The organism is Plesiocystis pacifica SIR-1, assembly GCF_000170895.1.
Taxonomy (GTDB): Bacteria; Myxococcota_A; Polyangia; order Nannocystales; family Nannocystaceae; genus Plesiocystis; species Plesiocystis pacifica.
Window position 1 is genome coordinate 1 of sequence record NZ_ABCS01000107.1, and the last position, 26,031, is coordinate 26,031.

A 26,031-nucleotide genomic window follows, 5' to 3' on the forward strand; every position below is an offset into this window, starting at 1 on the left:
ACCGAGTCGCAGCTCCTCGGCCAGCAAAAATTCGCCGCCCTCGGGCGCATGTCGGCGGGCATCGCCCACGACTTCAACAACCTGCTCACGACCATCAACCTCGGGGCCCAGGAGCTGGCCTTCCCCGATCTCAGCGAGGCCGATCGCGAGGCGCTGATCGCCGCGATCGTCCAGGCCTGCGAGCGCGGGGCGGGCATCACCCGCCAACTCCAGGCCAGCTCCGCCGCCCAGCTGAGCCGGCCCGAGCTCGTCGACCTCGGCGAGCTCGTGGCCAAGGATCTGGGCGTGTGGCGGACCCTGGCCGGGGCCGAGGTCCGCGTGGAGGGCGTGCTCCCCGACGAGGCCCTGCCCGTCCGCGTCGACCCGGCGCAGTTCCACCGCGTGCTCTTGAACCTCGTCGTCAACGCCTGCCAGGCCATGGGCGAGTCGGGCGAGCTGACCCTGAGCGCCGGCCGTCGCGGCCCCGGCGAGGTGTTCGTCTCCGTCGCCGACACCGGCGGCGGCATCCCCCCCTCCGTCGCCGAGCGCATGTTCGAGCCCTTCTTCACCACGCGCGAGACGGGCACGGGGCTCGGCCTGGCGGTCGTCCGCGGCGTGGTCGTCCAGGCCGGGGGCAGCATCGACTACGCGCTCGCTGGCGGCGGCACGATCTTCACCGTGGTCTTGCCCGAGGCCGACCCCAACGAGACACCGCCCGACGACCCCTTCGGACGCAGCGGCCCGCGCTCGGCCTTCTCCCGCGTCGCCCTGGTCGACGGCGATCCGGCCATTCGCCAGATCGTCCAGCGTCAGCTCGAGCGCATGGGCCACGAGGTCCGCAGCTTCGCCGCCCCGGGCGAGCTGCTCGCGGGCGAGAGCCACTACGACCTGCTGATCGCCGCCATCGAGCTCCCCGGGCTGTCCGGGCCCGAGCTCGCCCTCGGTCTGCGCGAGGCTCGGCGCATCCACCGGGTCCTGCTGTTGGGCGGCACGGTCAGCGAGCGCGCCCGCGAGAGCCTCGACAAGCTGGCCGACGCCCCCGTGCTGCCCAAGCCCTTCGGCGCGGGCGAGCTCGGCCAGGTGCTCGAGCGCATGCTGAGCGATTGAGCGACTGGGCATTGGGCGCAGGTGGCGACGGAGCTGTCGTGACTCAACACACCATTTTTGGGGCGGCCCTCCATGCCGGATCGCCGCCCCACCGCGGGTCCACTTTCCAGGCGCCTGTGGTACACCGTCCCGCCATGGTCGATGACGACGATTTCGCGGCACTCTTCGAGCAGTCGGTGTCGGGCGGTGGCGACCGCTCCAGCGGCAAACGCCTGTCCCCGGGCGAGTCGGTGCAAGCGACGGTGGTGCAGATCGGTCGACAGACCGTCTTCGTCGACGTCGGCACGCGCTCCGAGGGCGAGATCGACGTCCATGAGCTGCAAAACGAAAAGGGCGAGCTGACCGTCAAGGTCGGCGACCGCCTCCGCGCGATCGTGCAGACCGGCGGCGACCGGCCCAAGCTGGTCATGCGCTTCGGCGGCAGCGGGGGCATCGGCGACCTCGAGCTCGCCCTCGAGTCCGGGGCGCCCGTCACCGGCACGGTGACCAAGGCCGTCAAGGGCGGCCTCGAGGTGCAGATCGGAAAGACCCGCGCGTTTTGCCCGGCCTCCCACGTGCACGTGGCCTACACCCCCGACATCTCGATCTACGAGGGCCAGAGCCTCGCCTTCAAGGTGCTCGAGATCCGCGACAAGGGCCGCTCGGTGGTCGTGTCGCGCAAGGCCCTGCTGCAGGAAGAGCGCGAGCAAAAGGGCAAGGCCCTGCTCGAGCAGCTCGCCGAGGGCCAGATCGTCACGGGCACGGTGCAGACCATCCAGCCCTACGGCGCCTTCGTCGATCTGGGCGGCGTCGAGGGCCTCATCCACATCTCCGAGCTCGGCCACGGCCGGGTCGAGCGCGTCGAGGACGTGGTCAGCGTGGGCGAGCAGATCCGCGTCAAGGTGCTGACCATCGAGCCCGGCGACGGCAAGGTCGCCACGCGCATCAGCCTGTCTCTGCGTCAGGCCGAGCAGGGCGCGGGACCGGCCCAGGCCGGCTCCGAGCGCAAGGTCGTCGACGCCGAGGTCGTCAAGGTCGAGACCTTCGGCGTGTTCGTCGAGACGGCGACCAGCGGCGGCATCGTCCCGACCCGCGAGCTCGACCTGCCCCCGGGCGGCGACCCCCGCCGGGCCTACCCCGTGGGCAAGCAGGTCCGCGTCGTCGCCATCGGCACCGACGACAAGGGCCGCACCCGCTTCTCCATGCGCCGGGTGGAGGAGACCGAGGCCCGCGCGAACTTCAAGCAGTTCCGCGCCAAGCAGAGCAAGGGCCAGAACAAGCGCGGCGACATGGGCAGCTTCGGCGAGCTGCTCAAGGCCAAGCTCGAGTAGGCCGGCGACGCTGCGACTCGAGCGTGCCACGGTTGGCGGCGCGCTCAGACAGCCCCCGCGAAGCGCGCGTTTCAGGTAGAGTCCCTCGATGACTGGGACCAACGAGGCGCTGCGCTTCGAACGACTGCGCGAGCAAGACGGCAAGCCCCTGCTGCCGCCGACCAACCTTCAGGGCCTCGTCAGCGGCGGCGGCCTCGACACGGCCAAGGTCGACGAAGCCCGGCGCATGCTCGTCCAGGCCGAGTCCGAGCTCGCCGTGGCGCCGGGCTACCCCGGGCAAGAGCGCCTGTTTTGGCTGACCTTCATGCTCGCGCGGCACTACGCGTCCGTGAACGACCGCCAGCTCGCCGGCCAGCTCGTCGAGGCGGCCCTGCCCAAGCTCCCGCGGGGGCGCCACTACCTGGTGCTGTGCGGGCTGCTCGCCCGCAACTACGCCGCGCTCGGGCGCCTCGACGTCGCCCTGCAGCTGCTGACCCAGCTCGATCCCCACTCCGACGACCTGCACGTCGACACCAGCTACCGCTTCAGCGCGGCCTACGTGCAGACCCACGCCGGGGACTTCCGCGAGGTCCTGCGCGTGCTCGGTCTGCGCGCCGAGGACGTCCCGATCTCCGACGCCTACGACCTGATCTGCGGGGTGTTCCGGGCCCACGCCCACGAGCGCCTCGGCGACCTCGAGCAGGCCAAGGACCAGCTCCTCGCCGTCGCCGGCAGCCCGCAACAGCTCGCCGGCGTGCGCCAGATCGTGACCCTCCAGGCCAACCTCGGCCTGTGCCGGCGCAGCCTCCCGGAGGTCGAGGTCACCGTCAAACACATGTACGAGAACGCCATCGACACCGGCTCGGGGATCAACGTCGGCGCGATGATCGTCGTGCCCATCGTGCTGAGCCTGGTCGGCGTCGCGGGGGCGAGCGCTGCCTCAGCCCTGCCCGGCGACCTCGGCCACACCGTCGCCCCCGCCGTGATCGTGCTGACCGTGGCCGGGACCATGGTCGCGACCTTTGGCTCGATGTTCCGGGGCAACGCCAAGAAGAAGGCCCTGCTGACCTCTGGGGTCCAGGGCGTGGGCAAGCTGCTGACCGTCGAGCAGACCGGCGTGCGCGTCAACAAGCAGCCCATGCTGCGCCTGCGCATGCTCATCGAGGTCCCCGGCAAGGAGGCCTACGTCGTGGTCCACCAGGAGGTCGTCAACGAGCTGAACCTCGCCCGGGTCCGGCCCGGCGCGACGCTGCCCGTGCGCGTCCACCCCGAGGACCCGCGCTCGATGGCCGTCACCTGGTCGAGCTAGACGACCGAGGCCCGGACCGAAGCGCTACCCAGGGCAGGGTCGAGATCAGCACGAACTTGATCCGCCGACGATCGCCCGCGGCCTCGCCAAACACGGCGCGGGGGTGCACGGCCTCGCCCCAGGCCGCCTCGAAGGTGCTGCTGCGAACGCCCGGCGGGAGCTTGGCCCACGCGCCCGCGCAGCCGAGCGCCCGCACGCGGGGGAGCGCCGCGGCGAGCAAGGGGAAGTCGCCGACCTCCGTGCGCTGCTTGGAGTCGTCGCCGCCCCAGGGCGGATCGAAGAACACCAGGGTCCGCGCCGGGCCCAGCTCGTCGAGCAAGGTGGGCAGGTCCGCGACGGCGTCGCCGTGGACCAGGCGCAGCGCGTCGGCGACCCCGTAGATCCCCGCGTTGTGGCGGGCCATGGCCAGGCGACCCGCGTCGGCCTCGACGGCGACGACCTCGAGCCCCGCGCGGGCGAAGGCGATGGCGTTGCCCCCCGCTCCGCAGCCCGCGTCGATCACCGCCTCCACGCCCTGCGCCGCGGCCCACCGCGCCATGCGCTTGGCGAGCACCTCGGGGGTCAAGGACCAGCGCCCCTCCTCGTCCAGGCGAGCGCCGCGACGGCTGAAGCCGGGGGTGGTGTCGCGGCGCCGCCGGGCGTCCTCGGTCCTCGCCGCGCGCACGGCCGACCGGTTCAGCTTGGGGGCCACCGAGACACTCAGAGGCTCGCCCTCGAGCACGAGCCCGCGCAAGCGCGCGGCCACGTCGGCGGCGGCTCGGCTCGTGCACGACGCGCGGGCCCCTCCCGCGTCGAACACCCACGCGTCGCCGCCGAGGTCTGCCGCGCTGCTCGGCCCGAGCAAGCGCCGACATTGCGCCGGGCCCATCCATGCGGGCAGCCCTTCCACGTGAACCTCGCGGCGACCCTCGCTCACCGCGGGAGCATAACCGCTCGCCGCCTGTTACCCTGCAGCGTGCGCTGGGCCGCCAGCATCGACAACTCCCCGACCCTCGAGGTCGCCCTCGCCCGGGGAGAAGAAAGCTTGAGCGAGCAGCTCGGGGACCAGCGCCCCGACCTCGTCCTCGCGTTCGCCACGCGCGACCATCAAGCGCGCTGGCACGAGATTCCCGAGGCCCTGCGCCAGCGCTTCCCCGACGCCGCCGTGGTCGGGTGCTCGGCCGGGGGCGTGCTCGCCAACGGCACGGAGCTCGAGGACGGCCCGGGCCTCGCCCTGTGTGCGGCGCGCTTGCCCGGGGTCGAGCGCACGCCCTTCCACATCGACGCCGAGGCCCTCGAGGCCTTGGTCGGTGGGTCTGGAGACTCGGGCGAGTCGGAACGCGACGACCTGCGCGCGCGCTGGCTCGCGGCCATCGGCATCGCCGAGGGGCCCGACCCGCTGCTCATGCTCTTCCCCGACCCCTTCAGCTGGCCCGGGCCCGAGGTCCTCGGCAGCCTCGACCGGGCCTTCCCCCAGGGCACGGTCGTCGGCGGCCTCGCCTCTGGCGGCGCGCGGCCGGGGGAGCACCGCCTGTTTTGCGACCGCTCGACCCACCACCGCGGCATGGTCGGGCTGGCGCTGCGCGGCAACCTCGAGGTCGAGACCATCGTCGCCCAGGGCTGCCGCCCCGTGGGCGCGCCGATGTTCGTGACCCGCCGCCAGGCCAACATCGTCTACGAGCTCGACGGGCGCCCCGCCGTCGAGGCGCTCCAGCAGCTGTTCACCACCCTCGAGCCCGACGACCGCGCCCGCGCCCGGACCAGCCTGCTCATCGGGCTGTCGATGCACCCCCAGCTCGAGGTCCACGACCAGGGCGACTTCCTCGTCCGCAACCTCATCGGCGTCGACCCGAGCAGCGGCGCGGTCGGCATCGCGGCCGAGCTCCACGGGCACCCGGTGGTCCAGTTCCACCTCCGCGACGCCCAGACCGCCGCGAGCGAGCTCCACGATCTCGCCGCCGAGCACCAGCGCATCCACGGCGAGCGCGCCCCCGCGGTCGCGCTCTTGTTCAGCTGCCTGGGCCGCGGCGAGCACCTCTACGGGCGCACCGGCCACGACAGCGAGGTCCTGCGCGAGCACCTCGGCGCCACCCTCCCCCTCGCCGGCTTCTTCTGCAACGGCGAGATCGGCCCCATCGCCGGGCGCACCTTCATGCACGGCTACACCAGCTCGATCCTGCTGCTGCGCCCTGCGACGATGGTCTAAACACACAAATCCGCCCCTGGGATTGCACGCCGGTGCGCCAGCGGGCACCCTCGGTCCGCCGACATGTTCTCGTACCAGCTCTACAACCTGATCCACATCCTCGGCATCATCCTCGTGTTCATGGCCATCGGCGGCTACGCCTTCCACGGGGCCACGGGCGGGACCAAGGAGACCAACAAGGCCCGCGGCCTGCTCGCCGCGACCCACGGCGTCGGCGTGCTGCTGATCCTCGTCGCGGGCTTCGGCATGCTCGCGCGCATCAGCCCGATGTCCGCCGGGCTGCCCGGCTGGCTCCACCCCAAGCTGCTGATCTGGGTGCTCATCGGCGCCGCGCCGGCGGTGCTCAACCGCAAGCCCGAGTGGGGCAAGGCGCTGTGGTTCGTGTTCCCGCTGCTGGCCGCGACCTCGGCCTACTTCGCCATCAACCACCCGGGCGAGAGCAAGGGCGAGGCCGGGGCGGACGCCCAGACCGAGCAAGCCAAGGACGACGCGAAGAGCGAGTGAGTTGAGGCGCGACGGGCACAGCACGGTCTCGACGGGCCTTTTCGCCTGCGTCCTCGCCTGCTCGTCCTGCGGCGCGGACGCGTCGGCGGGGGCCGTCGAGTCCCGCGGGCAGGTCCAGACCCTCGCCAGCGCGCCGGCCACCACGCCCACGCCCACGCCCGAGGTCGAGCCCGAGCCCGCTCCAGAGCCCGCTCCGACTCCCCAACCGAAGCCCGAGCCGCAGCCTCTCGACGAGGCCGGCCTCGGCGCGCTCATCGAGGACGCCCGCGCCAGCTTGCGCGCCCTCGACATCAAGCTCACCCCCCGCGACACCCCCCGCGGCCCCCTGCCCGCGGACTCGGGCCTGCGCCAGGCCTACCGCGAGCACCGGGCCATCAACCTCGCTGGGCGCAGCGAGCAGGTCCGCCGCTGGATGGCCCTGGCCAAGTTCGCCGCCATCGAGCCCGGCCCCGCCCCCGAGCCCGGTCCCCTGGTCCGCTACGACCTCGTCGTGACCCGGGACGGGAGCCAGTCCTACTTCCACGTCGTCGTCGATCCCTTCGGTCTGGCGGCACAGGGCGAGCGGGGCAAGCACGAGGCGTGGATCGACAAGCAGCGCTGGGTCAACCTCGGCGACGCCATCGAGCCGGGGCGGGCCTACCTGCCCTTCAAGACCAACGGCAACGAGTCCCTGCACAAGCAGTGGGGCAAGGAGGCGGTGATCCGCGATCTGGTCGGCGTCGCCCACGAGTACAGCGCGCGGACCGGGGGGCTGCTGGGCATCGGCGACATCAGCCACGTCGACGGCGGCAAGATCGAGGACCACTGGACGCACCAAAAGGGCGTCGACGCGGACCTCTACCTGCTCGACTGGGAGACCCCCTCGACCGAGCCCGAGCCCGAGCCCGCGTCCGAGGCCCAACCAGCCCCGGACCCGCGCCCCATCATCTGGTGGCACCACTACAAAAGGGGTGTCTCGACCTGGGCCCGGAAGCCCAAGGGCAAGGGCGACCACGAGCCCGCCTTCGATCCCGAAGACCCCCTGTCCGAGACGCCCTCGAGCCAGCGCTTGCGGATCCTCGCCCAGATCATCTTCCTCGTCGACGCCGTCGCCTACTTCGTCCACAACGACCCCACGGTGCTCACCCCCTTCGACGCCGAGGTCGGCGAGCGCCGCCCGGGTCGACGCTTCTTGCACGCCGAGAACAAGGGCTACTGGCCGACCCACGCCGACCATGTCCACCTGCGCTGGGTCGAGGGCAAGCTCCCCGTCGACGTCACGCCACGGCCTTGAGCCTCACTCCGCCACGAATGGAACTCGGTTCTAGCCCCATCAAAATAGAACCGAGTTCTAGACGACTGGCCTAATTGCGAGTGTTCGGCACGCACAGGCATGAGTCATTCAATGGCGTCACCTTCGCTCGTCCACACATTTCACAATACCTCTCCTCGAGCCCGTCAATGTCAGCCTGTGTACTTCGACGGCTTTCTCGATGACACGTAATGCCTACATGTCGCAAAGTCATTAAACATAGAACATTCACATTGACTTGGATGGGCGCGTAGAACAGGTTCTACGCGCAATGCGTTTCTCTAGTCCCCCAATCCGCTCGGCCCAGGGGCTGGCGGCGAGTGCGTGCCTGTTCGGCCTCGTGCTCGCCTTCCCCAGCCTCGCCGAGGCCCGGCCCAACGCCCCCCAGGCCTTTTGCCAGCAGTACCCGAGCAGCCCGGACTGCCTCGGCCGGGTGATCACCTGCGACACCTGCCACGACTCGACGGACCCCGTCCTGTGGAACGGCTACGGCCTCGCCGTGAACGCCGAGCTCGCAGGCCGTGACTTCGACACCTACCTGTCCGAAGCCCTCGCGGCGGTCGAGTCCGAGGACGCCGACGGGGACGGCGAGAGCAACCTCGACGAGATCCTCGTCGGCACCAACCCCGGCCGCGCCGAGTCGCTGTGGCAGCCGCTGCCCGAGCCGACCGGCCTCGAGAACCCCTGGTACGCCCTCGGCGAGTACGACCCCGTGCTCGCCTATCGGCGCATGTCGGCGCTCTACTGCGGGCAGTCCCCCGACTACGCGGCCCTCGAGTCCCTGCGCGCCCTCGACTCGGACGAGCAGCGCGAGCGCGTCCACGAAGACCTCGCGCTGTGCCTCGACTCGGCCTACTGGCGCGGCCGAGGCCTGCGCGAGCTCGCGGACCCCCGCGTCCGCCCCCTCGAGTCTGTCGGGATGGACACGGAGGTCGAGCTCTATGGCGTCCAGCTCGCGCTCGCGGACTACTACTGGGACTACCGCCTGTGGCGCTACGTGCTCAGCGACGACCGCGATCTCCGCGAGCTGCTGACGGCCCAGTACCACGTCATCGAAGGCGGCGACGGAGCGCTCGAGCGCGTCGAGGGCGTCCAGCCCAACCCCCTGCTCGGCGGCGGACAGCCCCTCGAGCCCGAGCACCGCGCCGGGATGATCACCACGCAGTGGTTCCTGGTCATCAACACCATGCTCAGCCCGGTCCCGCGGACGACGGCGGCGCACGCCCTCCGCTCCTACCTGGACATGGACATCTCGCGCCACGAGGGCATCTTCCCGGTCGAGGGCGAGCCCACCGACATCGACGGCAAGGGCGTGCAGGCGCCCGCGTGTGCCCAGTGCCACTCGACCCTCGACCCCCTCGCCTACGTGTTCGCCAACTACCACGGCATCGAGTACCCGAGCGACAACGGCAAGTACGACGAGGAGCGCCTGGTCGGGGTCATCGACGGCTGGGAGCCCGGGCAGGTGACCAGCGTCCTGTTTGGGGAGCCGGTCTCGAGCGTGCCCGAGTGGGCCGCCGTCGCGTCCGAGTCGGTCTACTTCCGCCGCGCCATGACCAACATGTTCGTCGAGCACGCCCTCGGCCGCGAGGCGACGCCCGCGGAGATGTCCGAGCTCGCCGCCCTCGTCGACAGCCTCCCCGCCGACGGCTACTCGGCCAACCGCCTCATCCACCGCATCGTCGACACCGACGCCTTTGGAGCCCCCTGATGTCCACGCCCAACCGTACCGTCCAACGCTAGGGCCTCGCGTTCGCGGGGCTGTGCCTCGCGTCCGCCCTGGGGTGCTCGAACGAGCCCGACCCCGAGGCCGAGCCCGAGATCGCCGCGTCCACCCGCAACCAGCTGCTGTGGAAGCGCTACCAGGTGCTCGAGCAGGATCTGTCCCGCGCCCTCGAGCTCGCCCCCGAGGAGCTGTGCACCGAGCTGGGCAGCTACGACTGCGTCGACGACATCCACCTCGTCGCCCTCGGCGGCCACGACCCCTTTGGTCGCGGCCAGTACGCCCCCGTCGCCAAGCCCATGGTCACCACCCCCCTCGCCGTCGAGCGGGTGGTGCTCGCGGCCTGCTCGGAGCGGGTCGCCCGAGACCACGACGAGCGCGCCGTGTTCACGGCCCTCGAGCTCGACGGGCCCGCCCCGGCGGCGACGAGCGACGCCTTCATCGAGACCGTCGACGCCCTCTACCAGCGCTTGTTGTCCCGCGACCCCATCGACGCCGAGTACGAGGTCCTCGCCGAGCTCCTCGTCGACGACCAGGGCGAGCCGGTCCTCGCCGAGCGCTTCGCCGCCGAGGCCTGCGTCGCCGTCGCCACGACCACCGAATTCATCTTCATCTAGGAGTCCCCGCCATGTCCAAGACCACCTCATGTTCCCGCCGCCGAATGCTCGCAGGCCTCGGCGGCCTGGTCGGCGCCGCAGCCCTCGGCGCCGCCCTCCCCCCTCGCCGCGCGGCGGCCGAAGAGACCGACACCACCGTCGACCCCGCGGATCGGCGCTTGCTCTTCGTCGTCTGCGCCAGCGGAGGCGCGAGCTTGATCGACAGCTTCCTGCCCGTGAGCGTCGACGAGGTCCCGGACGGGGTCGACGCGTCGACCCTCAACGTCTACCCCAGCGAGCTCATCGCCCAGCCCGGCGCGAGCACCATCCGCTGCGTCCGGCCCATCCCCGACACCAGCTTCCTGACCCCCGGCTACGCCATCGAGACCTTCCTCGAAGCGCACTACGAGTCGATGACGGTGCTCACCCACGAGGTGACCTCGGTCAACCACAACGTCGCGCAGAAGCGGGCGATGACCGGCGCGGGGATCAACGGCGGGCGCACCATCGCCGAAGCCGTCAGCGCGCGCTACGGCCTCGGCATGCCCCTGGCGAACTGCAACATGGGCTACGACGGCTACCTCGAGCCGGGGACCGACCGCTACCTGCCGAGCCACGCCCGCGCCGAGGTCATCCTCAACCCGCGCACCTACGCCCTCTCGACCCACGGCAGCCGCGGGATCACCAGCCCCCTCGACGAGGCGAGCTTCGAGCGGGTCCGAGCCGCGCGCGGCCGCCTCGATCAGGTCTCGCCCTTCGGGATCACCTACCGCGACTCGCCCCTGCGTCAGGACTACGTCCGCGCCCGGGACGAGGTCGGTCCGCAGCTCGAGTCGATGGACGCGATCACCAAGCTCATGCTGCTCGACGCGGACGGGCCCGAGGCCGCGCAGCTCGGGCTCTCGCCCATGCTCGACACCCTCCGCGCGACCTTCCCCCAGCTCGACAGCGACATCTGGCAGCAGCAGAGCGCCCTGTCCTTCCTGCTGAGCTTCTTCGGGCTCAGCTGCGCCAACACCGTGGCGCTCGAGTTCAACCCCAGCTTCGAGGGCGATGATCTGGTCGGCGCGCCGCTGGCCTTCGACTACTCCCACGTGCTCCACCGCCCCTCGCAGAGCGTCATGTGGGGGCGGACCCTCCAGGTCGTCGACGGGCTCGTCAAGCTGCTCCAGTCCTTCGACTACCTCGGCGACCCGGCGCTCGGGAAGATGTGGGATCGCAGCTTGATCTACGTCGCCACGGACTTTGGCCGGGACAAGAACCGCCCCTTTGGCTCGGAGATGTTCGGCACCGGCCACCACCTCAACAACGGCTCGCTGCTGCTCTCGCCCATGCTCCAGGGCAACCGCGTGTTCGGAGGCGTCGACCCCAGCACCTTGCTGACCTACGGCTTCGACCGCCAGACCGGGGCGCCGGAGCCCGGCACGCTGATGCGCGAGGGGGACGTCTACAGCCTCGTCGCGCAGGCCATGGGCGTCGACTTCCCGGGACGCCGGGACATGTCCGCCGTGCTCGCGGGCTGAGCGCGCCTGCCCCCCCGCTCCGTCAGGAGCGGGGCGGCCTTGACCTGCACCGCGCGCTGATGGATGAACGAGCATGGCCTGCCCGTCGTGATCGCAGCCTGCCTCGCCGCTCCGGCGGCTTACCTTGGCGCGTTGGCGGCCATCAACGGCTGGCGCCGCCCCGGCGAGCCGCCGCTGATCCGCGGGGCCGTGCCCTACCTCGGCGCCGCCCTGCCCTTTGGCCGCGACGCGATGCGCTTCCTCGACGGGCTGCGGGCCGAGCACGGCGAGCTCTTCACGGTGTTCATCGGCGGCCGGCGCATGACCTTCGCCCTCGACCCCATGGCGGTCCCGGCCCTGCTCAAGGCCAAGCAGCTGAGCTTCGCCCCCGTCGCCGACGAGGTCGTCGACCTGGCCTTCGCCCTGCCCAAGGTCCGCGAGTACGCGGCCATCCACGCGCTCGAGCGCGCGTCCAAGGACTTCCTCAAGGGCGCCGCGCTCAGCCCCCTGACCGCGCGCATGGAGGCGCAGCTCGACGCGCTGCTGCCCGAGTACGTCGACGCCCTGACCCCCGCGGGCCAGGGCCACGCCGAGGCCGACCTCTACCGCTTCATCTGGGACCTGATGTTCGCCGCGGGCACGGACGCGCTCTACGGCCAGGGCGTGGCCACCCCCGCGCTGTCCAAGGCCTTCGACGACTTCGACCAGGCCTTCCCGCTGATGCTCGCCCGCGTCCCGGACTTCATCGTCCGCGAGGGCATCGCCGGGCGCGAGTTCCTGGTCGCGCCGATGGCCGCGTCGACCGGGCCCGAGGCCCCGGCGCAGAGCGAGTGGATGGCCAAGCGCGCCGAGATCATGGCCGCCGAGGACCCCGAGTTCCGCGGCCGCATCCAGGTCTCCGTGCTGTGGGCCGCCCACGCCAACACCATCCCCGCGACCTTCTGGGCCGTCGCGCACCTGCTGCGCCACCCCGAGGCCCTCGCGGCCGTGCGCGCCGAGCTCGAGGCCTCCGAGGGGCTGCGCGCCGGCGACCGCAGCACCGCGACCCTCGACCAGCTGCGCCACCTCGACTCTGCGATCCGCGAGTCCCTGCGCCTGTCCTCGGGCTCGCTGACCCTGCGCCTGGCCGCCGAGGACTGCGAGCTCGAGCTGCCCACGGGGCGCTTTCGCCTGCGCAAGGACGACCAGGTCGCCATCGCCCCCTTCTTGACCCACCGCGACCCCGAGATTTTCCCGGACCCCGAGGCCTACCAGCACGACCGCTTCTACGTCGAAAAGGGCGTCAAGCAGTTCTTCAAGGCCGGCAAGCGCGTGCCCATGCCGCTGATGCCCTTCGGCGCCGGGGTCAGCATGTGCCCGGGTCGCTTCTTCGCCGTCAACGAGATCAAGCTGTGCGTGACGCTGCTGCTCTCGCGCTACGATCTCGAGCTCGTCGACGACGGCCCGCTCCCGAGCTACGACCTCAGCCGCGTGGGCCTGGGCATCTACCCGCCCAGCCAGGACGTCCGCGTGCGCATCACGGCGCGCAGCTAGAGCAGGCTGGCCGTGGCCGTCACGGCGCCGGCTCGACCGAGACGAAGGCGTGGAAGCGATCGCTCTTCCCGAAGGACTTCGAGCGCGGGTTGCTAAAGGCGCTAAAGCGCAGGAGGGTCCCGTCGCGGGTGAAGGCGAGGTCGGCGGCCCAGTCGTCGGTCTGGCTCCACCCGCTCGCGCGCATCCACTCGACGACGCGCTGCATCCCCGCGTCGATGTCGTTCGAGTCCACGCGGAAGTTCACGTGGGCCTGGTTGACCGGATCAGGCACGGCGCCGCTGTCTTCCGCGGCGCAAAACACCAGCTCGGCGGGTAGATGCTCCGCGACGGGCCCAAAGCCCTCGGGGGGCGGGCCCTCGGGGCACACGTCCACGCCGCAAGCGCTCAGGCCGAGGCTGAAGATGGACGCGAGGCACAGCGTTGGCAGCTCGAGAGATCGACTCACCCGACCCGGCCTAGCGCCGGTCCATGGGGGAGACAAGGCGATCGGGCCCCCGAGTCGCTTTTTGACATCCATCTGAACGGGAGTGGACAGCGGCTGGACACCCGATGTCCGGTGAGCGTCGTGCCAGTCGCCCTTCAAGCCCGCGGCAGGCGGACCTCGCGAATCGTCCCGGCCTCGGCGTCGACGAGCAGCACGCCCGCGCACTCCGGGTAGGCGAGGGCGTACTCGATCACCTGCCGCCGGGTATGCCGATTGTTCAGGCTGCCCGCCTTGCTCGTGCCCTTGAACTCCGCGATGTAGCGTCGACGCCTGCGCTCGACGAGGGCGTCGGCGCGCACGCTGAAGCGGCGCAGCTCGCCGTCGACGAGCAGCTCGGACTCGCCCTCGAGCTCCGTCTCGAGCACCCGGTAGCCCGCCCGCTCGAGCACCCGCGCCCCCTTTTGCTCGCCGCGCACGCCGAGCTTGCGGCTGCGCCGGGTCTGGGCCCGCTCGGACCGCCGCGCCCACCACCGCGCCAGCCGCAGCCCCAAGCCCAGGCCCAGCAGCGCCAGGCCCAGGGCCAGCGCGAGCAAAAGCTCGGGGGAGAGCTCGGCGAGGAAGGGCACGGCTCCAGACTAACAGCGTGCGCCGTGTTATTGCTGCCCCGTGCCGCCTGCCGACCACCGGGGAATCCGCGCGCTCGCCCGCGCGTCTGGGCCCACGATGGTCTCCGGCCGGCGCACCTCCCCTGCACCCGTCCTCGCTCCGTCCTGGAGCCTGGTCGTCCTGGGCCTGAGCTGGGCGCTCGGCAGCGGCTGCACCACCCCGGGGTTGACCGTCGAGGGCGGCGAGACCGAGCCGCGCGACGGCGAGGTCGCGCCCGCGCCCGCGCCCGCGTCGAGCTGCGCCGCCGCGCCCATCCCCGAGACCCGAGCCCCCGACGTGCGCCCCGAATACGACACCGCCGACTTCTGGCTCGCCCGCTTCGACCCCGAGGCCATCGACGGGGAGCTCCTCGACCCGGCCGTCCGCGACGCCCTCGCCCGCCAGGTCGCGTCGCTCCCGGGCGGGTGGCGAGACCCCCTCGACCCCGGGGTCGCCGCGGCCGAGCTCGTCGACGCCGAGCTCGGCGAGCGCATGACCTGGCTGCGCGAGCGGGTCGACTCGGGCAAGTACATCGAGGGCGAGGCCGGGGTCCTCGACGAAGCCCGCGGCCACATCCGCGCCGCCCGGAGCCGCGCGGACGACCCCCACGCCCCCGCCGGCACCCTCCACCTCGTGACCCGCGAGACCACCCTGTGGTGCATCCCCAGCGCCCGCGGGCTGTTCACCGAGCCCGTCGATCCGGACTTCGATCGCAACAAGTGCAGCTCCCTGCACATGGGCGAGCTGGTCCGCGCCATCGCCAGCACCCCCGAAGACGAGGCCGGCACGCGCTGGACCTACGTCGAGGCCGGCTACTCCGTCGGCTGGGTCCAGACCGTGGCCGGCGCGAACGAGGGCGCCCCCCTGGGCCCCGCCATGGAGCTCGCCGAGGCCAGGGCCTGGCTCGACGCGCCCTCGGCTCACGTGTTCGCCGACCACGACTCGCTCCGCGCGGGCGCCCGCTTCCCCCTCGACCCCGAGGCCAAGGCCGACCCCGACAAAGGGCTCGCCGTCCGCCTGCCCGCCGCCGGAGGCGAGGGCTTCGTCCGCGCGCGGCTGCCCGCGGGGCTCCACGCCGGCGAGGCCCCCCTGCCCTTCAGCCGCCGCAACGTCCTGACCCAGGCCTTCAGCCAGCTCGACCAGCCCTACGGCTGGGGCGGCCGCGGAGGCCACCGCGACTGCTCGCGCTACCTCAAGGACCTGTTCGCCCAGTTCGGCGTGCTCTTGCCCCGCAGCTCCGGCGCCCAGGCCAAGCTCGGCCGGCGCAGCGAAGACGTCAGCGCGCTCGGGGAGCAGGCCAAGCGCGCGGCCATCCGCGCGGCCAACGAGGAGGGCATCGTGCTGCTCTACATGCCGGGCCACATCATGCTCTACCTCGGCGAGGACGGCGGCCACGACTACGCCATCTCGGCGCTGAGCGAGTACCTCGAGCCCTGCACCGGCGGGGACGACAGCATCCACAAGCTCGACCGGGTCGGCGTGACCACCCTCGAGCTCGGCCGCGGCAGCGAGCGCCGGGCCTTCATCGAGCGCATTTCCAGGATCGCGGTCTTTTGAACCGCTTGGGCGGATCGCGGTCTCTTGACCGCTCGGGCGGATAGCGGTCTTTCGAATCGCTAGAACGAATCGCGGTGTTCGAGCCGCTATTTTTCGAGCTGCTATTTTTCGAGCTGCCTGGCCACCGGGACCTCGACGTAGTTGTCGCCCGTGTCCTCCGGCAAGCTAAAGCGCAGGTAGTAGCGGGTCCGCGCCCGGCCGCCGTCGACGAGCTCGAACTCGACCTCGATGTCGAACATCCCCCACACCCACAGGGTCAGCTCGAACTGCGAGGCCCGGTTGGTCTGACGGTGCACGGGGTTGCGGAAGCTCGGGTGCAGCTCGTAGGTCACCGCCTCGACGCGGCGCAGCTCCTCGTCGCTGCCGTCGACGTAGACCCGCACGTTGTAGTGCTCCATCCCGCCCGCGCGGACCCGGCGGTAGCGGATCTTGCCCTCGCCGCTGCGCACGAACTCGCTGCGCACGGTCACGTCCAGCCTGCTCATCGAGCACCTCCCTCGCGGCGCGTCGGCCCGGTCTTGCGGCGCTGGACCGCGACGATGCCCGAGACGCCCTCGGGGGCGACGTCGAGCTCCCCCTCGTCGAGCACGGGCAAGCCGTGGAGGACGGTCGCCGGGTTCCCGCTCGCTCCCCCAGCCTCGCCGAGGGGAACCTCGCCGGCCAACGGGGGCGGGAGCTCGCCGTCCGCGTCCATGGTCTCGAACACGCTGGGCCTGGCGGGAGCCTCGAGCTCGACCGGCGCGGCCTCCTCTCCCTGTTCTTCCTGTTCTTCAGGGACCTCGCTCTCGTCTTCGAACGCCTCTGCGTCGTCGTCATCCCCGAGAGCTTCCAGACCGAACTGCGCGCCGTCCCCCAGGATGACCTCCTTGGCGACCGCTCCCGCGTCCGCGAGCTCGGCCGAGCGGCTGAAGGTCGGCGCCCCCGGGGCCGTGGCCGCGGCGGGCTTGGGCGCCGCCGCCGGGACGGGGGTCGGGCTCGGGACCGCCGCGGGAGGCGCCGGGACTGGCCTGGCCTCCGGCAGCTGCGCGAAAGAGCCAGCCTCGTCGGCCTGGGACCTCGCCACCTTCGCCCGCTTGCGCTCGACCGCCGGCGGCTCGGCGCTCTGTGTCGTCGCCTCGAGCTCCCGCGCCGCCCGGGCGCTCGCCGAGGGCGCGATGACCTCGAGCTTACCGGACGCGGCCTCGCCCTCGGGCAGCTCGCGCAGGCGTCGAACTTCGGACAGCGCGACGGCGATGGAGGTGTCGTCCACGGCCTCCTCGGCCTCCTCCCCGAGGCTGCCGTCGCCGTCGACCTCGTTTTGGGGCTCGGCGTCCCGGGCCACCTTGCGCAGGTCGGCGAGGGCGCGGTCGAGGGCCTCGACGTCGTACTGGCGCTTGCCGTGCACCGCCTCGCGGATGTGCACGCCCACGGTGTCGATGCGCAGCAGCAGATCCTCGAGGTCGTGCTTTTTCTTGGCGTGGTTGGCCGCTCGGTTCGGCGCGTCGGAGCGCTCTTCGATCAGCTTGGAGATCGAGGTCCCCAGGGCGCACACCAGGTTGAAGCCGAAGGCGACGGTCTGGGCGACGTCCTCGAGGGAGCCCGCGGCCACGGCCGCCAAGGTCGTGATCCCCGCGAGCCCGAGGGTCACGGTGCTGACCCGCTTGTTGCGACGGATCGTCCCCTTGCGCGCCACCTCGTGGAGCAGCGCGTAGCGCTTGACGTCGACCCACAGCCGGCGGGTCGAGAGCAGCTTGGCCTCGGCGGTGAACAGATCCATCGCGCTCGCCGCAGTATACGCCGGTGCGGGCCTGCCGCGCCTCGAAGCTTGGAAAAGGCGCTCAGGAGGAAGGGTCGGCGTCGGCCTCGGCCGCCCCACCGCCGATCACCCCGGCCTCGTGGAGCTCGTCCAGGGCCGCGTCGTCGAAGCCCAGCAGCTCGCGGAGCACCGTCCGCGTGTCCACGCCGAGGTCCGGACCCAGCCAGCGGGTCCGCCCAGGGGTCTCGGACAGGCGGGGGGCGTGGGCGGGGAGCTCGAGGCGGGTGCCGTCGGGGAGCTCGGCCGCCTCGAACATCTCCCGGGCCCGAAACTGCGGATCCCGAGATACGTCGGCGATGCTGTGGATGGGCCCGGCGGCGACCTTGACCGCGTCGAGCTCGGCGAGGGCCTCGGCCACGGTCTTCGATCCGGTCCACTCGGCGATGGCGGCGTCGAGGCGGTCGGCGTGGGGCACCCGGCCGTGGTTTTGAGCCAGCTGCGGGTCGTCGCGCAGGTCCTCCCGGCCCATGACCTCCATGAGCCGGCGGAACATCGAGTCGGAGTTGGCCCCGATCGCCACCCAGGTGTCGGGCTCGCGGCAGGGGTAGGTCCCCGTCGGGACCACGCCCTCGAGCTTGCTGCCCGAGCGCTGGCGGACGTGGCCCTGGGCGCTGTACTCCGGCAGCAGGGACTCGAGCATGTTGAACACGCTCTCGGTCAACGCGACGTCCACGACCTGCCCGCGCCCCGTGCCCTTGCGGCCCGGGCCCCCGTCCCGAGCCTGGACCGCCGCGAGGGCCCCGAAGGCCGCGTGCAAGCCCGAGATGGTGTCGCCCAGGCTGACCCCCGAGCGCACCGGCGGGCGCCCGGGCTCGCCGGTCAGGTAGCGCAGCCCGGCGACGGCCTCGGCGACGTTGGCGAAGCCCGGCAGCTGGGCCTTGGGACCGGTCTGCCCGTAGCCCGAGATCCGCACCATGATCAGCCTGGGCTCGAGGGCGCTCAGGGCCTCCCAGCCCAGGCCCCACGCCTCCATCCGGCCCGGGCGAAAGTTCTCGATCAGCACGTCGACGCGCCGGCTCGCGATCAAGTTTTGGATCAGCCAGCGCCCCTGCTCGGTGCGCAGATCGATGGCCACCGAGCGCTTGTTCCGGGCCATCGAGCGCCACCACAGCGAGGTCCCGTCGGCGTGGAGCTTGCGCCACTTCCTCAGCGGGTCGCCGGCGCCCGGGTCCTCGACCTTGATGACCTCCGCGCCGAAGCTGGCGAGCATGGAGCCCGCGAAGGGGCCGGCGATGAGCGAGCCGAGCTCGAGCACGCGCAGCCCCTCGAGGGCCCCGCGGGGCGGTTGGTCTGGCGCGGAAGGTGGCACGGACACGGCCGCAACCTAGCAGGCCGGGCGCCGCCCTCGACAGCTGCTATATGGATCCTCCATGGCCACGGGCTTCCACACCTGCGCGCGCTACGACCACCCCGTGGCCGCGCTCGTCGAGCTGCTCGGGGATCCGCGCTACCACGAGGCCCTGGTCGAGAGCGGCGGCGCCCGTCGCCGCGCCCACGCCCGCCGCCTCGACCCGGCGGCGCACCTGCTGCGCGTCGTCGTCGACGTGTGGGAGCCGGCGCTGCACGGCGGCGGCGAGAGCCGGCGGACCATGAGCTTCGAGCTCGACCGCGGCACCCTGCGGGCCGCGTGGTCCCAGCGCATCCACGGCTTCGAGCGCCGCGTCCGGGCCGAAGGCACGACCGAGCTGATCGCCCTGAGCCCGACGGCCTGCGAGCTCCACACCCGCGGACGCATCGAGCTGAACATCCCGATGATCGGCGCCACCCTCGAGCGCCGGCTGCGAAGTCAGCTCGAGGCCGACAGCGCCCGCGAGCGAGACTTCACCCGCGCCTGGCTCGAGCGCGCGTTGGCCCCAAAAGTGAAGCCAGCCGCCAAGCCAGCCGGTTCGCCCAGCCGCTAAACCAAAGGATGCGGCATGGGCTCGCGCTGCGCCTCGAGCACCTCGATCAGCCGCGCCTCGAACTCCTCGCGCTCCCGATAGACCGTCAGCCGCTCGCCGATCGACAGGCCCACGGTCCGCGCGATCATGCCCCGAATGGGATCGGACACGAGCACGTTGAACTCGGCGTAGGCGGCCGCGAGCTCGATGGTCATCGAGGTGCTGACGTGGGTGACCCGCCCCGGCCAGGACTCGAGCAAGGACAGATCGACGAACAGCGAGACCTGCTCGACGATGAGCCAGGGGAAGTGCTCCTTCCACGCCGCCACGCACCCCTCTCCCGGTCGACCGCGCCCTGTCACGAGACCAACGCGCGGTGGGATGCGGGCAAAGACCACCGACCCTCCCGAGTCCTCCCACGCCTTGCTGTTGGAGCTTTCGACGTCGATCACGTCGCCACTCTAGCAGAGCGACCCCGCTCGACTCAGTACCCATTTGCGCTGCAGCCATGAAAAGCAGCCCGAGTCATGACAGGGTCCCCACATCCGCAAACCGAAGCGGGCGGTCCTTCGGGCTCCCTCACCGCATCCCTACCCACGCCCCAGCTCATTCGGAATCATCGGCTGCAGCGAGCGCTTCGACCCGCGCCTCGAGCTTGCGCAGCTGCTCGCGCAGACCCTCGATCTGCTTCTCGGCGGCGGTCAGGCGCGGCTCCCCAGCCTTGCGCAGCCCCGAGAGAATCTGGCGCACGCGGACCGCATCCTGGAGGGTCAGCTGTCCGCGTAGCTCTCGAGGGCGTCGATGGCCTCCGTCGCACGGGCCGCGCCCAGGGCCGAGGCCGCCGCATGCGCCCCGGGGGAGGGGGGGTCGCGGAGCAGTCCACGAGGCGCTCGATCGCTTGCTCCGCCCTCGCCCGCCGCGATCGAGGCGGCGCGCGAGCTCGCCGAGGGCCTGCACGGCCGCAGGGCGCGCGCGGTTGTCGGTGAGCCCGGCCTTGGTCCGCGCGATCAACACCCCGAGCGCGCGGCTGTCGCGGGTGGCCCCCAACGCACGCAGGGCCCCGCTCTGCGCGACGCCGTTGTAGCTATCGCGAGAAGCTGCGGCCTCGAGCTCGTCGAAGGGCGCCGCCTCGCGCTGGTTGCCCAGCAGCTCCCACGCAGCCGCGGCCGCGCGCGGGGGCAGGCGACGACGCAGGCGCTCGACCACCGCCGCGGCCAGCTGCTCGTCACGAATCTCGGCGCAGGACCGCAGCAGGCCCTCGAGCACGCGCAGGTCGGCCTCGACGGTCACGGCGTGGACCAGCGCCTCGACGCAGGCCTGAGAGCGCCGCCGCCCGAGGGCCTTGGCCCACTCGAGGCGCACGCCCCAAAAGGGCTCCTGTGCCCAGCGCTCGCGCAGCTTGGCGATCTGCGCAGGCTTGCCGCGCTTGGCCAGCACGCGCCCGGCGAGGATCCGCCCGAGCACGTCGGGGGCCTCGACGAGCTGGGTCTCGAGCTTGGCCGTGCCGGGGTCGAACTCGAGCTTGTGGAGCACGGCGAAGTCCGGGTCGACGCGGACCTGATCGGGCTCGCCGCCCATGTCGAAGGAGAAGCCGTGCTGCGCCCGCTCGATGTCCACCTGGGCGCGCTCGCTCTCGCCGTCGACGGTCCACTCGAGGGTCAGGGGGAAGGCGAACACCGGGACCTCCGCGCCCCCCTTGCCCGCGTCCTTGCCGACCTGGGCCTGCTTGATGGTGAAGGTGCCCCGCTCGCTCGCGTCGTCGTACTCGAACTCGACCTCGAGCTCGGGGTAGCCGGGGCTGCGGAACCACTGGTCGAAGAACTGGCCCAGCGAGCGCCCGCTGACCTGCTCCATGACCCGGCGAAAGTCGTCGGTCTCGACGACCTTTTGATCGTACTCGCGCAGGTAGGTCCGCACCCCCTCCCAGAACAGCTCGTCGCCCAACATGCCCCGCAGGGTGTGCAGCCGCGCCGCGCCCCCGGGGTAGAGGTGCATGTCGTAGAGCTCGAAGGAGCTGTGGTAGTCGCGGGTGACGATGGGCCGGCGGTAGCGGCTGTCGGCCTCGCGGAAGTAGGACTGGGCGTTGAGCCACAGCTCGTAGAGCTGCTCGTCCCGGCCGAGCACGTCCTCGAACCAGCACACCTCCATGTAGGTCGCCCAGCTCTCCTTGAGCCACGCGTGGGCGTAGTCCCGGCACACGACCCGGTCGCCGAACCAGCTGTGGGCCATCTCGTGCACGTTGATCTGATCGACGAGCCGGCCCCACTCGCCCGCGAGGGCCTCGTCGAGGATGAAGCCGTCGTCCCAGCTGACCAGCGAGATGTTCTCCATGGCGCCGCCAAAGTGGGGCAGCGCGAACTGGTAGTACTTGGGGAAGGGGAAGGGCTGGCCGAGGCGGGCCGTCATCCAGCGCATGATCTCGGCGGTCCCGCCGAAGCTGCGCGAGAGGTGGGCCGGGCCGTGGGCGCGGGTGCAAAAGTAGGCCAGCTCCACGCCCTCGCAGTCGCCGTCGTCGAGGCGCACGAACTCCCCGATGGCGAAGCAGGTCAGGTAGCTCGGGCAGGGCTGGTCGAGGACCCAGTGCGCCGTCTTGGTCCCGTCGTCGTGGGCCTCCTCGGACTCGAGCACCCCGTTGGCGAGGATGGTCAGGGCCGCGTCGGCGCGCAGGTGGAAGGCCAGCGTTGGCCGCACCGAGGGCAGGTCGACGGTCGGCAGCCAGTGGCGCGCGCGCTCGGTCTCGTGGTCGGTCGCGGCGTAGCGGGGCGCGTCGGCCCACGCGTCGCCGTAGTGCTCTGGGCTCGCGAAGAACAGGCCCGAGACCGGCTCGCGCACGCGGTAGCGCAGGGCCAGCTTGCGGGTCTCGCCCCGGGGCGCGCCCTCGGCGAAGCACACGCGGACGCGCTCGCCGTCGTAGGTCCAGCTCAGCTCGGGCGCGCCGGCGCCCTCGTCGACGCCTTCGACGGCGAGCTCGAGCAGGTCGATGGCGTGCAGCTCGAGGCGCGAGGCCCCCGCCCGGTTCCAGCGCAGCGTGTGGGTGACGGTCCCGCGGACCTCCCGGGCCCCGAGGTCGACGCGCAGGTCGATGTCGAGGTGGACCGGCTCGATCTCGAGGTCCGGGGGGTAGTGCCGCCGTGCCCCCGGCAGGGTGAACTCCCCCGCCGCGCCCCGCCCGTGGGCGTGGTGTTCACGGCGGTGATGGGTGCAACCAAAGTGATGACGCGAGATGTGCCGGTCGCTCATGCAGACGACCCAGCGTACCGCACTCTCAGCTATCCAGGCCGAGGATCGTCTCGGACAGCACCGCGACGCCGAAGCCCGTGCCCCGGTCCTTGGGGAAGGCCGGGCCCGCCAGATCGAGGTGCGCGAAGCGGACCCCCGTATCGGCGACGTGGTTGTAGACGAACTGCCCGGCGCAGGCCGATTGGGCGTTCATGCGGTTGCGGACGGAGTTGCACATGTCCGCGACCACGCTCGAGAACTCCTGGCGGTAGAACTCGGGGGCAAAGGGCAGCGGGTGAACCAAATCGCCACAGCGCTTGCCCGCGGCGACCATCGCCGCCTCCAGGCCCTCGTCGGCGCAGTAGAGCGCGCCGTGCAGCAGGCCCGTGGACACCATCTGCGCCCCGGTCAGGGTCGCCGCGGTGAACACCGTATCGGCCTCGAGCTCGCGGGCGGCCCAGCTGACCCCGTCGCCCAGGCACAGCCGGCCCTCGGCGTCGGTGTTGTTGATCTCCACCGTCTTGCCCGAGTGCAGGGTCAGGATGTCGTCGGGCTTGTAGCTCGCCGGGCCGATGGCGTTCTCGGCCAGGCACAGCAGCAGCGAGACCTTGTGCGCGCAGCCGCGCTGGGCGAGGACCCTAAAGGCGCCGAGCACCGCGGCCGCGCCACCCATGTCGCACTTCATGCCCTCCATCGCGCCGCGCGGCTTGAGGTGCAGGCCGCCGGTGTCGTAGGTGACACCCTTGCCGACCAGGGCGATGTGGCGGACCTCCTCCTCGGCCGCGCGCGCGGGGGTATAGGTGGCGACCACCAGGCGCGGCGCCGCGAGGGCGCAGCGGCCCACGCCGTGGATGCCCCCGCAGCCGTTCTCGAGCAGCTCGTCCCCGACGATCTCCGTGATCTCGACGTTCTTGAGCCCGTCGAGCAGCTCGCGCGCCTTCGCGGCGAAGGTCTCCGGGTTGAGCTCGCTCGGGGGCATGTCCACGAGCTCGGCGCTGTCGCGCACGGCCTGCACGACCTTGGCCGTGCCCGTGGGCGCCGCCAGGGGCTTGCCCTGACGATCGACCGCGAAGATCTGCACCCGCCGGCCCCGGGGCGCCTTGCTCTTGCCGCTGTACTGCGGGAAGCAGCGCCCGATGGCGACGGCGTGGGCGAGGATGTGCTCGGCCTCGTCGGCGACGAGGATGATGGCGAGCTTGCCCTTGCCCCCGGCCGAGGACGCGACCACGCGACGCACGGACTCCGCCCGCGTGGGCGTGTTGTAGCGCGAGACCCTGTTTGGCAGGAGGCCCACGGCCAGCTGGCGGGGTTCACTGCCCGTCAGCGTCTTCGCGGCGCCGCCCAGGTCGCCCACGCTGACGTCCTTGGCGAGCTCGACCGCGAGGGCGTCGAGCTTCTTGCCCAGCAGCTTGGGGAACTTCTTCTTTCCAAAGACCTGCTCCGGCCCGACCACCAGTACGGTCTTGGCCCCCTTGAGCAGCGACTTGATTGAACTCGCAAATCCGATCGATGACACCGCGGACGAGTATGCCCAAAAAACGGGCGGCGTGGGGAATCCCCTTTCGCCCCAGCCCCGACGACTCGTCGATGACCGAGCCACCGCCCCGAAACGAGCAAAGACACCGGATTCACGCAGGTCGTCATTGACAACGGACAGGCCGGACCGGGATGCTAGGCGGGCGAGGGAGCTCGACGCTCGACGCCTCGCCGGTGGACAACTCGATGCGTACCTCGATCCTCGTCTCTCTCTTCTCCGTCGCCCTGCTCACCGCCCTCCCCGGGGTCGCCCACGCGGGCCCCGAGGCCGCCGAGGCCAGCGCGGACGCCCCCGCAGATGGCCCGGAAGAGGGCGCTGAAGCCCCTTCAGAGGCCGTCGGGGACTCTGAGGCCGCCCCCGAGGCCGCGGCCGAGCCCCCCGAGACCGCCCCCGAAGAGCCCGCCCCGATCGCCGATCCAGCCACCGAGGATTCCACCGAAGGCCCCGCAAAAACGGGCACGACCTCCGTCGGAGGCGATCCCACCCAGGGCAGCGAAGCCCGGGCGCCCGGCAAGAAAATCCAGCTCCCCGTCGACATTGGGGACAAGCACAGCATCACCTACACCAGCCTCCTGGCCCCGCGGATCAACCCCCTGGGCCTCGAGGAGCGCTTGTGGATCGGCTACCAGTACCGGCTCTACGATAAAGAAAAGACGATCCTCAACGGCAGCAACATTGGCCTGTTCTTCCGCCCAGTGGTCAGCCCGGCGATCGCCCTGGTCGGCGCGACGCTGCAGATCCAGCCGGCCGCAGTGTTCCGATTCCGGGCGACCTACAGCTACGTCCAATACTTCGGCACTTTCCAGTTTTTCCAGTCCTACCAGTCGCCCTACGACGACTACTCCGACACCCAGCTGGACACGGCCCGGGACGCCGGCCTCAACTACGCGACCGGCGGTCACCAGGTCGAGCTCGAGGCCCTGGTCCAGGCCCGCTACAAGGGCCTCGTGCTGCGCAGCAGCACGGTGATGGTCTACAACACCTTCAACAACCTGCCCGAAGATCGCGCCGCCGACGATCTCTTCTACGCCATCCGCTACGACACCCTCACGCCCACCCAGGGCTGGATGCTCAGCAACGACTCCGACCTGATGTGGCTGCAGGACATCAAGGGGCCGCGCCACGCCTCGCTGCTCGCGGGCGTCCGGGCGACGACGGTGATGCCCTTTTACAACGAGAGCGTCTACGAGGACGGCGACGACGCGAGCAACAACCCCAACGGCCCGCAGCTGCGCATCGGCCCCTCGATCGGCTACATCTTCTACGACCGCCCCGATCGCTTCCCCCGCTTCAACCGCCCGACCCTCATCCTCCAGCCGCAGTGGCACGTCCTGCACCGCTGGCGCACCGGCGAGGCCATCGTCGACGGCCAGGACGTGGGCGTGAGCCAGGCCATGCCGACCATCGTCATCGCCTTCGTGTTCACCGGTCAGCTGTGGGGCCGGAACTAGCCCCTCAGCAGCTCGTCTCGAGCACGACGCTCCACTGATCGCCGCAGCCCGTGTCCGCGGGGTTGTAGGCGTCGGGGTCGTACTCGGAGCACTCGAGCTCGGCCATGCACGCCCCGAACCCGTCGAGGGCGTCGACCATGGCCGGGCACTGGCCCCAAAAGTCGTAGGTCAGATCCATGCAGTTTTGCTGGGTCTCGTAGTAGGTCCCGCCGCACTCGATGTAGCGGCGACAAAAAGCCTCGAGGCCGCCCTCGCCCGGGAACACGCCCGGGCCGCTCGGCTCGGCCGACGTCGTCTCGCCGCCCGTGCCCGTGCCGCCCTCGGTGCTGGTCCCAGCCTCGTCGTCCCCGCCCGTGTCCTCGCCGATGGCCGTATCGCTCTCGTTGCCCTGGTCGCCCCCGTCGAAGTCGCAGCCGACCAGCCCAACCAAAGCAGCGAGGGCGAGCGACGAGGCCAGGCGGAGGTGGGGGCGGGTCATCGCCGGAGTATAGGTGGACCCGCCGGG

General features: G+C 71.5%; 23 protein-coding genes. 13 read left to right on the forward strand and 10 right to left on the reverse strand.

Annotation, left to right across the window (positions count from 1 at the left end):
* The 3 genes from PPSIR1_RS34130 to PPSIR1_RS34140 form a co-directional block, all read left to right on the forward strand.
* On the forward strand, positions 1-1,086 hold a 1,086-nt coding region (locus PPSIR1_RS34130), incomplete at its 5' end, for an ATP-binding protein (RefSeq protein WP_006975814.1).
* A 134-nt stretch (positions 1,087-1,220) separates the two neighbouring features.
* On the forward strand, positions 1,221-2,396 hold the full coding sequence (locus PPSIR1_RS34135; RefSeq protein ID WP_006975815.1) for a S1 RNA-binding domain-containing protein: 1,176 nt from the start codon (positions 1,221-1,223) through the stop codon (positions 2,394-2,396).
* An 88-nt stretch (positions 2,397-2,484) separates the two neighbouring features.
* Positions 2,485-3,684 carry a tetratricopeptide repeat protein gene (locus PPSIR1_RS34140; RefSeq protein ID WP_006975816.1) on the forward strand — a complete coding sequence of 400 codons (1,200 nt, stop codon included), beginning with the start codon at positions 2,485-2,487 and terminating at the stop codon, positions 3,682-3,684.
* On the opposite strand, the gene PPSIR1_RS49725 is transcribed toward PPSIR1_RS34140, so the two are convergent.
* Positions 3,668-4,600: a methyltransferase domain-containing protein gene (locus tag PPSIR1_RS49725; RefSeq protein WP_198154680.1), complete on the reverse strand. Its 933-nt coding sequence runs from the start codon at positions 4,598-4,600 to the stop codon at positions 3,668-3,670. The two genes, PPSIR1_RS34140 and PPSIR1_RS49725, sit on opposite strands and share 17 nt — an antisense overlap.
* 39 nt (positions 4,601-4,639) lie before the next feature.
* On the opposite strand from PPSIR1_RS49725, the gene PPSIR1_RS34150 reads away from it, so the two are divergent.
* From PPSIR1_RS34150 to PPSIR1_RS34180, 7 genes are all read left to right on the forward strand, one after another.
* Positions 4,640-5,869, forward strand: coding sequence for an FIST signal transduction protein (locus tag PPSIR1_RS34150; protein ID WP_006975818.1), 1,230 nt, complete (start codon positions 4,640-4,642; stop codon positions 5,867-5,869).
* A gap of 63 nt (positions 5,870-5,932) precedes the next feature.
* Positions 5,933-6,373 carry a hypothetical protein gene (locus PPSIR1_RS34155; RefSeq protein ID WP_006975819.1) on the forward strand — a complete coding sequence of 147 codons (441 nt, stop codon included), beginning with the start codon at positions 5,933-5,935 and terminating at the stop codon, positions 6,371-6,373.
* 1 nt (position 6,374) lies between these two features.
* Positions 6,375-7,646, forward strand: a complete 1,272-nt coding sequence (locus tag PPSIR1_RS34160) for a penicillin-insensitive murein endopeptidase (RefSeq protein WP_006975820.1) — start codon at positions 6,375-6,377, stop codon at positions 7,644-7,646.
* 358 nt (positions 7,647-8,004) lie between these two features.
* Entirely contained in the window at positions 8,005-9,375 is a 1,371-nt protein-coding gene (locus PPSIR1_RS34165; protein ID WP_006975821.1) for a DUF1585 domain-containing protein, read from the forward strand.
* Positions 9,376-9,530: 155 nt separating this feature from the next.
* A complete protein-coding gene (locus PPSIR1_RS34170) occupies positions 9,531-10,004 on the forward strand; it encodes a hypothetical protein (RefSeq protein WP_006975822.1) in 474 nt (157 codons plus the stop codon).
* Positions 10,005-10,015: 11 nt separating this feature from the next.
* Complete coding sequence (locus tag PPSIR1_RS34175; protein WP_045117320.1) at positions 10,016-11,506, forward strand: DUF1501 domain-containing protein; 1,491 nt, start codon at positions 10,016-10,018, stop codon at positions 11,504-11,506.
* 63 nt (positions 11,507-11,569) lie between these two features.
* Positions 11,570-13,018 carry a cytochrome P450 gene (locus PPSIR1_RS34180; protein ID WP_006975824.1) on the forward strand — a complete coding sequence of 483 codons (1,449 nt, stop codon included), beginning with the start codon at positions 11,570-11,572 and terminating at the stop codon, positions 13,016-13,018.
* Positions 13,019-13,037: 19 nt separating this feature from the next.
* Here the strand turns inward: PPSIR1_RS34180 and PPSIR1_RS34185 are convergent, their stop codons facing one another.
* Both PPSIR1_RS34185 and PPSIR1_RS34190 read right to left on the reverse strand, forming a co-directional pair.
* Positions 13,038-13,463: a hypothetical protein gene (locus PPSIR1_RS34185; protein ID WP_006975825.1), complete on the reverse strand. Its 426-nt coding sequence runs from the start codon at positions 13,461-13,463 to the stop codon at positions 13,038-13,040.
* A 134-nt stretch (positions 13,464-13,597) separates the two neighbouring features.
* Positions 13,598-14,068 (reverse strand): hypothetical protein, encoded by a 471-nt coding sequence (locus tag PPSIR1_RS34190; RefSeq protein WP_006975826.1) that lies wholly within the window; start codon positions 14,066-14,068, stop codon positions 13,598-13,600.
* A 40-nt stretch (positions 14,069-14,108) separates the two neighbouring features.
* Between PPSIR1_RS34190 and PPSIR1_RS34195 the strand changes: the two genes are divergently transcribed.
* Entirely contained in the window at positions 14,109-15,644 is a 1,536-nt protein-coding gene (locus tag PPSIR1_RS34195) for an NlpC/P60 family protein (protein WP_157596270.1), read from the forward strand.
* 101 nt (positions 15,645-15,745) lie between these two features.
* On the opposite strand, the gene PPSIR1_RS34200 is transcribed toward PPSIR1_RS34195, so the two are convergent.
* From PPSIR1_RS34200 to PPSIR1_RS34210, 3 genes are all read right to left on the reverse strand, one after another.
* A complete protein-coding gene (locus PPSIR1_RS34200) occupies positions 15,746-16,129 on the reverse strand; it encodes a pYEATS domain-containing protein (RefSeq protein WP_086001950.1) in 384 nt (127 codons plus the stop codon).
* Positions 16,126-17,400, reverse strand: coding sequence for a hypothetical protein (locus tag PPSIR1_RS34205; RefSeq protein WP_006975829.1), 1,275 nt, complete (start codon positions 17,398-17,400; stop codon positions 16,126-16,128). The genes PPSIR1_RS34200 and PPSIR1_RS34205 overlap by 4 nt, the downstream gene beginning before the upstream one ends.
* Positions 17,401-17,461: 61 nt before the next feature.
* The gene (locus PPSIR1_RS34210) at positions 17,462-18,754 is read right to left on the reverse strand and encodes a CaiB/BaiF CoA transferase family protein (protein ID WP_198154681.1); all 1,293 of its coding nucleotides are present in this window, start codon (positions 18,752-18,754) and stop codon (positions 17,462-17,464) included.
* A gap of 55 nt (positions 18,755-18,809) precedes the next feature.
* Here PPSIR1_RS34210 and PPSIR1_RS34215 point away from each other — a divergent pair, with 55 nt between their 5' ends.
* Positions 18,810-19,340: a DUF2505 family protein gene (locus tag PPSIR1_RS34215; protein ID WP_006975831.1), complete on the forward strand. Its 531-nt coding sequence runs from the start codon at positions 18,810-18,812 to the stop codon at positions 19,338-19,340.
* On the opposite strand, the gene PPSIR1_RS34220 is transcribed toward PPSIR1_RS34215, so the two are convergent.
* From PPSIR1_RS34220 to PPSIR1_RS34230, 3 genes are all read right to left on the reverse strand, one after another.
* On the reverse strand, positions 19,337-19,648 hold the full coding sequence (locus PPSIR1_RS34220) for a hypothetical protein (protein ID WP_006975832.1): 312 nt from the start codon (positions 19,646-19,648) through the stop codon (positions 19,337-19,339). The genes PPSIR1_RS34215 and PPSIR1_RS34220 overlap by 4 nt on opposite strands.
* A 277-nt stretch (positions 19,649-19,925) precedes the next feature.
* Positions 19,926-22,559, reverse strand: coding sequence for a M1 family aminopeptidase (locus tag PPSIR1_RS34225; protein WP_006975833.1), 2,634 nt, complete (start codon positions 22,557-22,559; stop codon positions 19,926-19,928).
* A 25-nt stretch (positions 22,560-22,584) separates the two neighbouring features.
* A complete protein-coding gene (locus PPSIR1_RS34230; RefSeq protein WP_157596271.1) occupies positions 22,585-24,054 on the reverse strand; it encodes a M17 family metallopeptidase in 1,470 nt (489 codons plus the stop codon).
* 206 nt (positions 24,055-24,260) lie between these two features.
* Here PPSIR1_RS34230 and PPSIR1_RS34235 point away from each other — a divergent pair, with 206 nt between their 5' ends.
* Entirely contained in the window at positions 24,261-25,526 is a 1,266-nt protein-coding gene (locus tag PPSIR1_RS34235; RefSeq protein WP_157596272.1) for a hypothetical protein, read from the forward strand.
* Between the two features lie 4 nt (positions 25,527-25,530).
* On the opposite strand, the gene PPSIR1_RS34240 is transcribed toward PPSIR1_RS34235, so the two are convergent.
* Positions 25,531-26,004 (reverse strand): hypothetical protein, encoded by a 474-nt coding sequence (locus PPSIR1_RS34240; protein ID WP_006975836.1) that lies wholly within the window; start codon positions 26,002-26,004, stop codon positions 25,531-25,533.
* Positions 26,005-26,031: the final 27 nt, after the last annotated feature.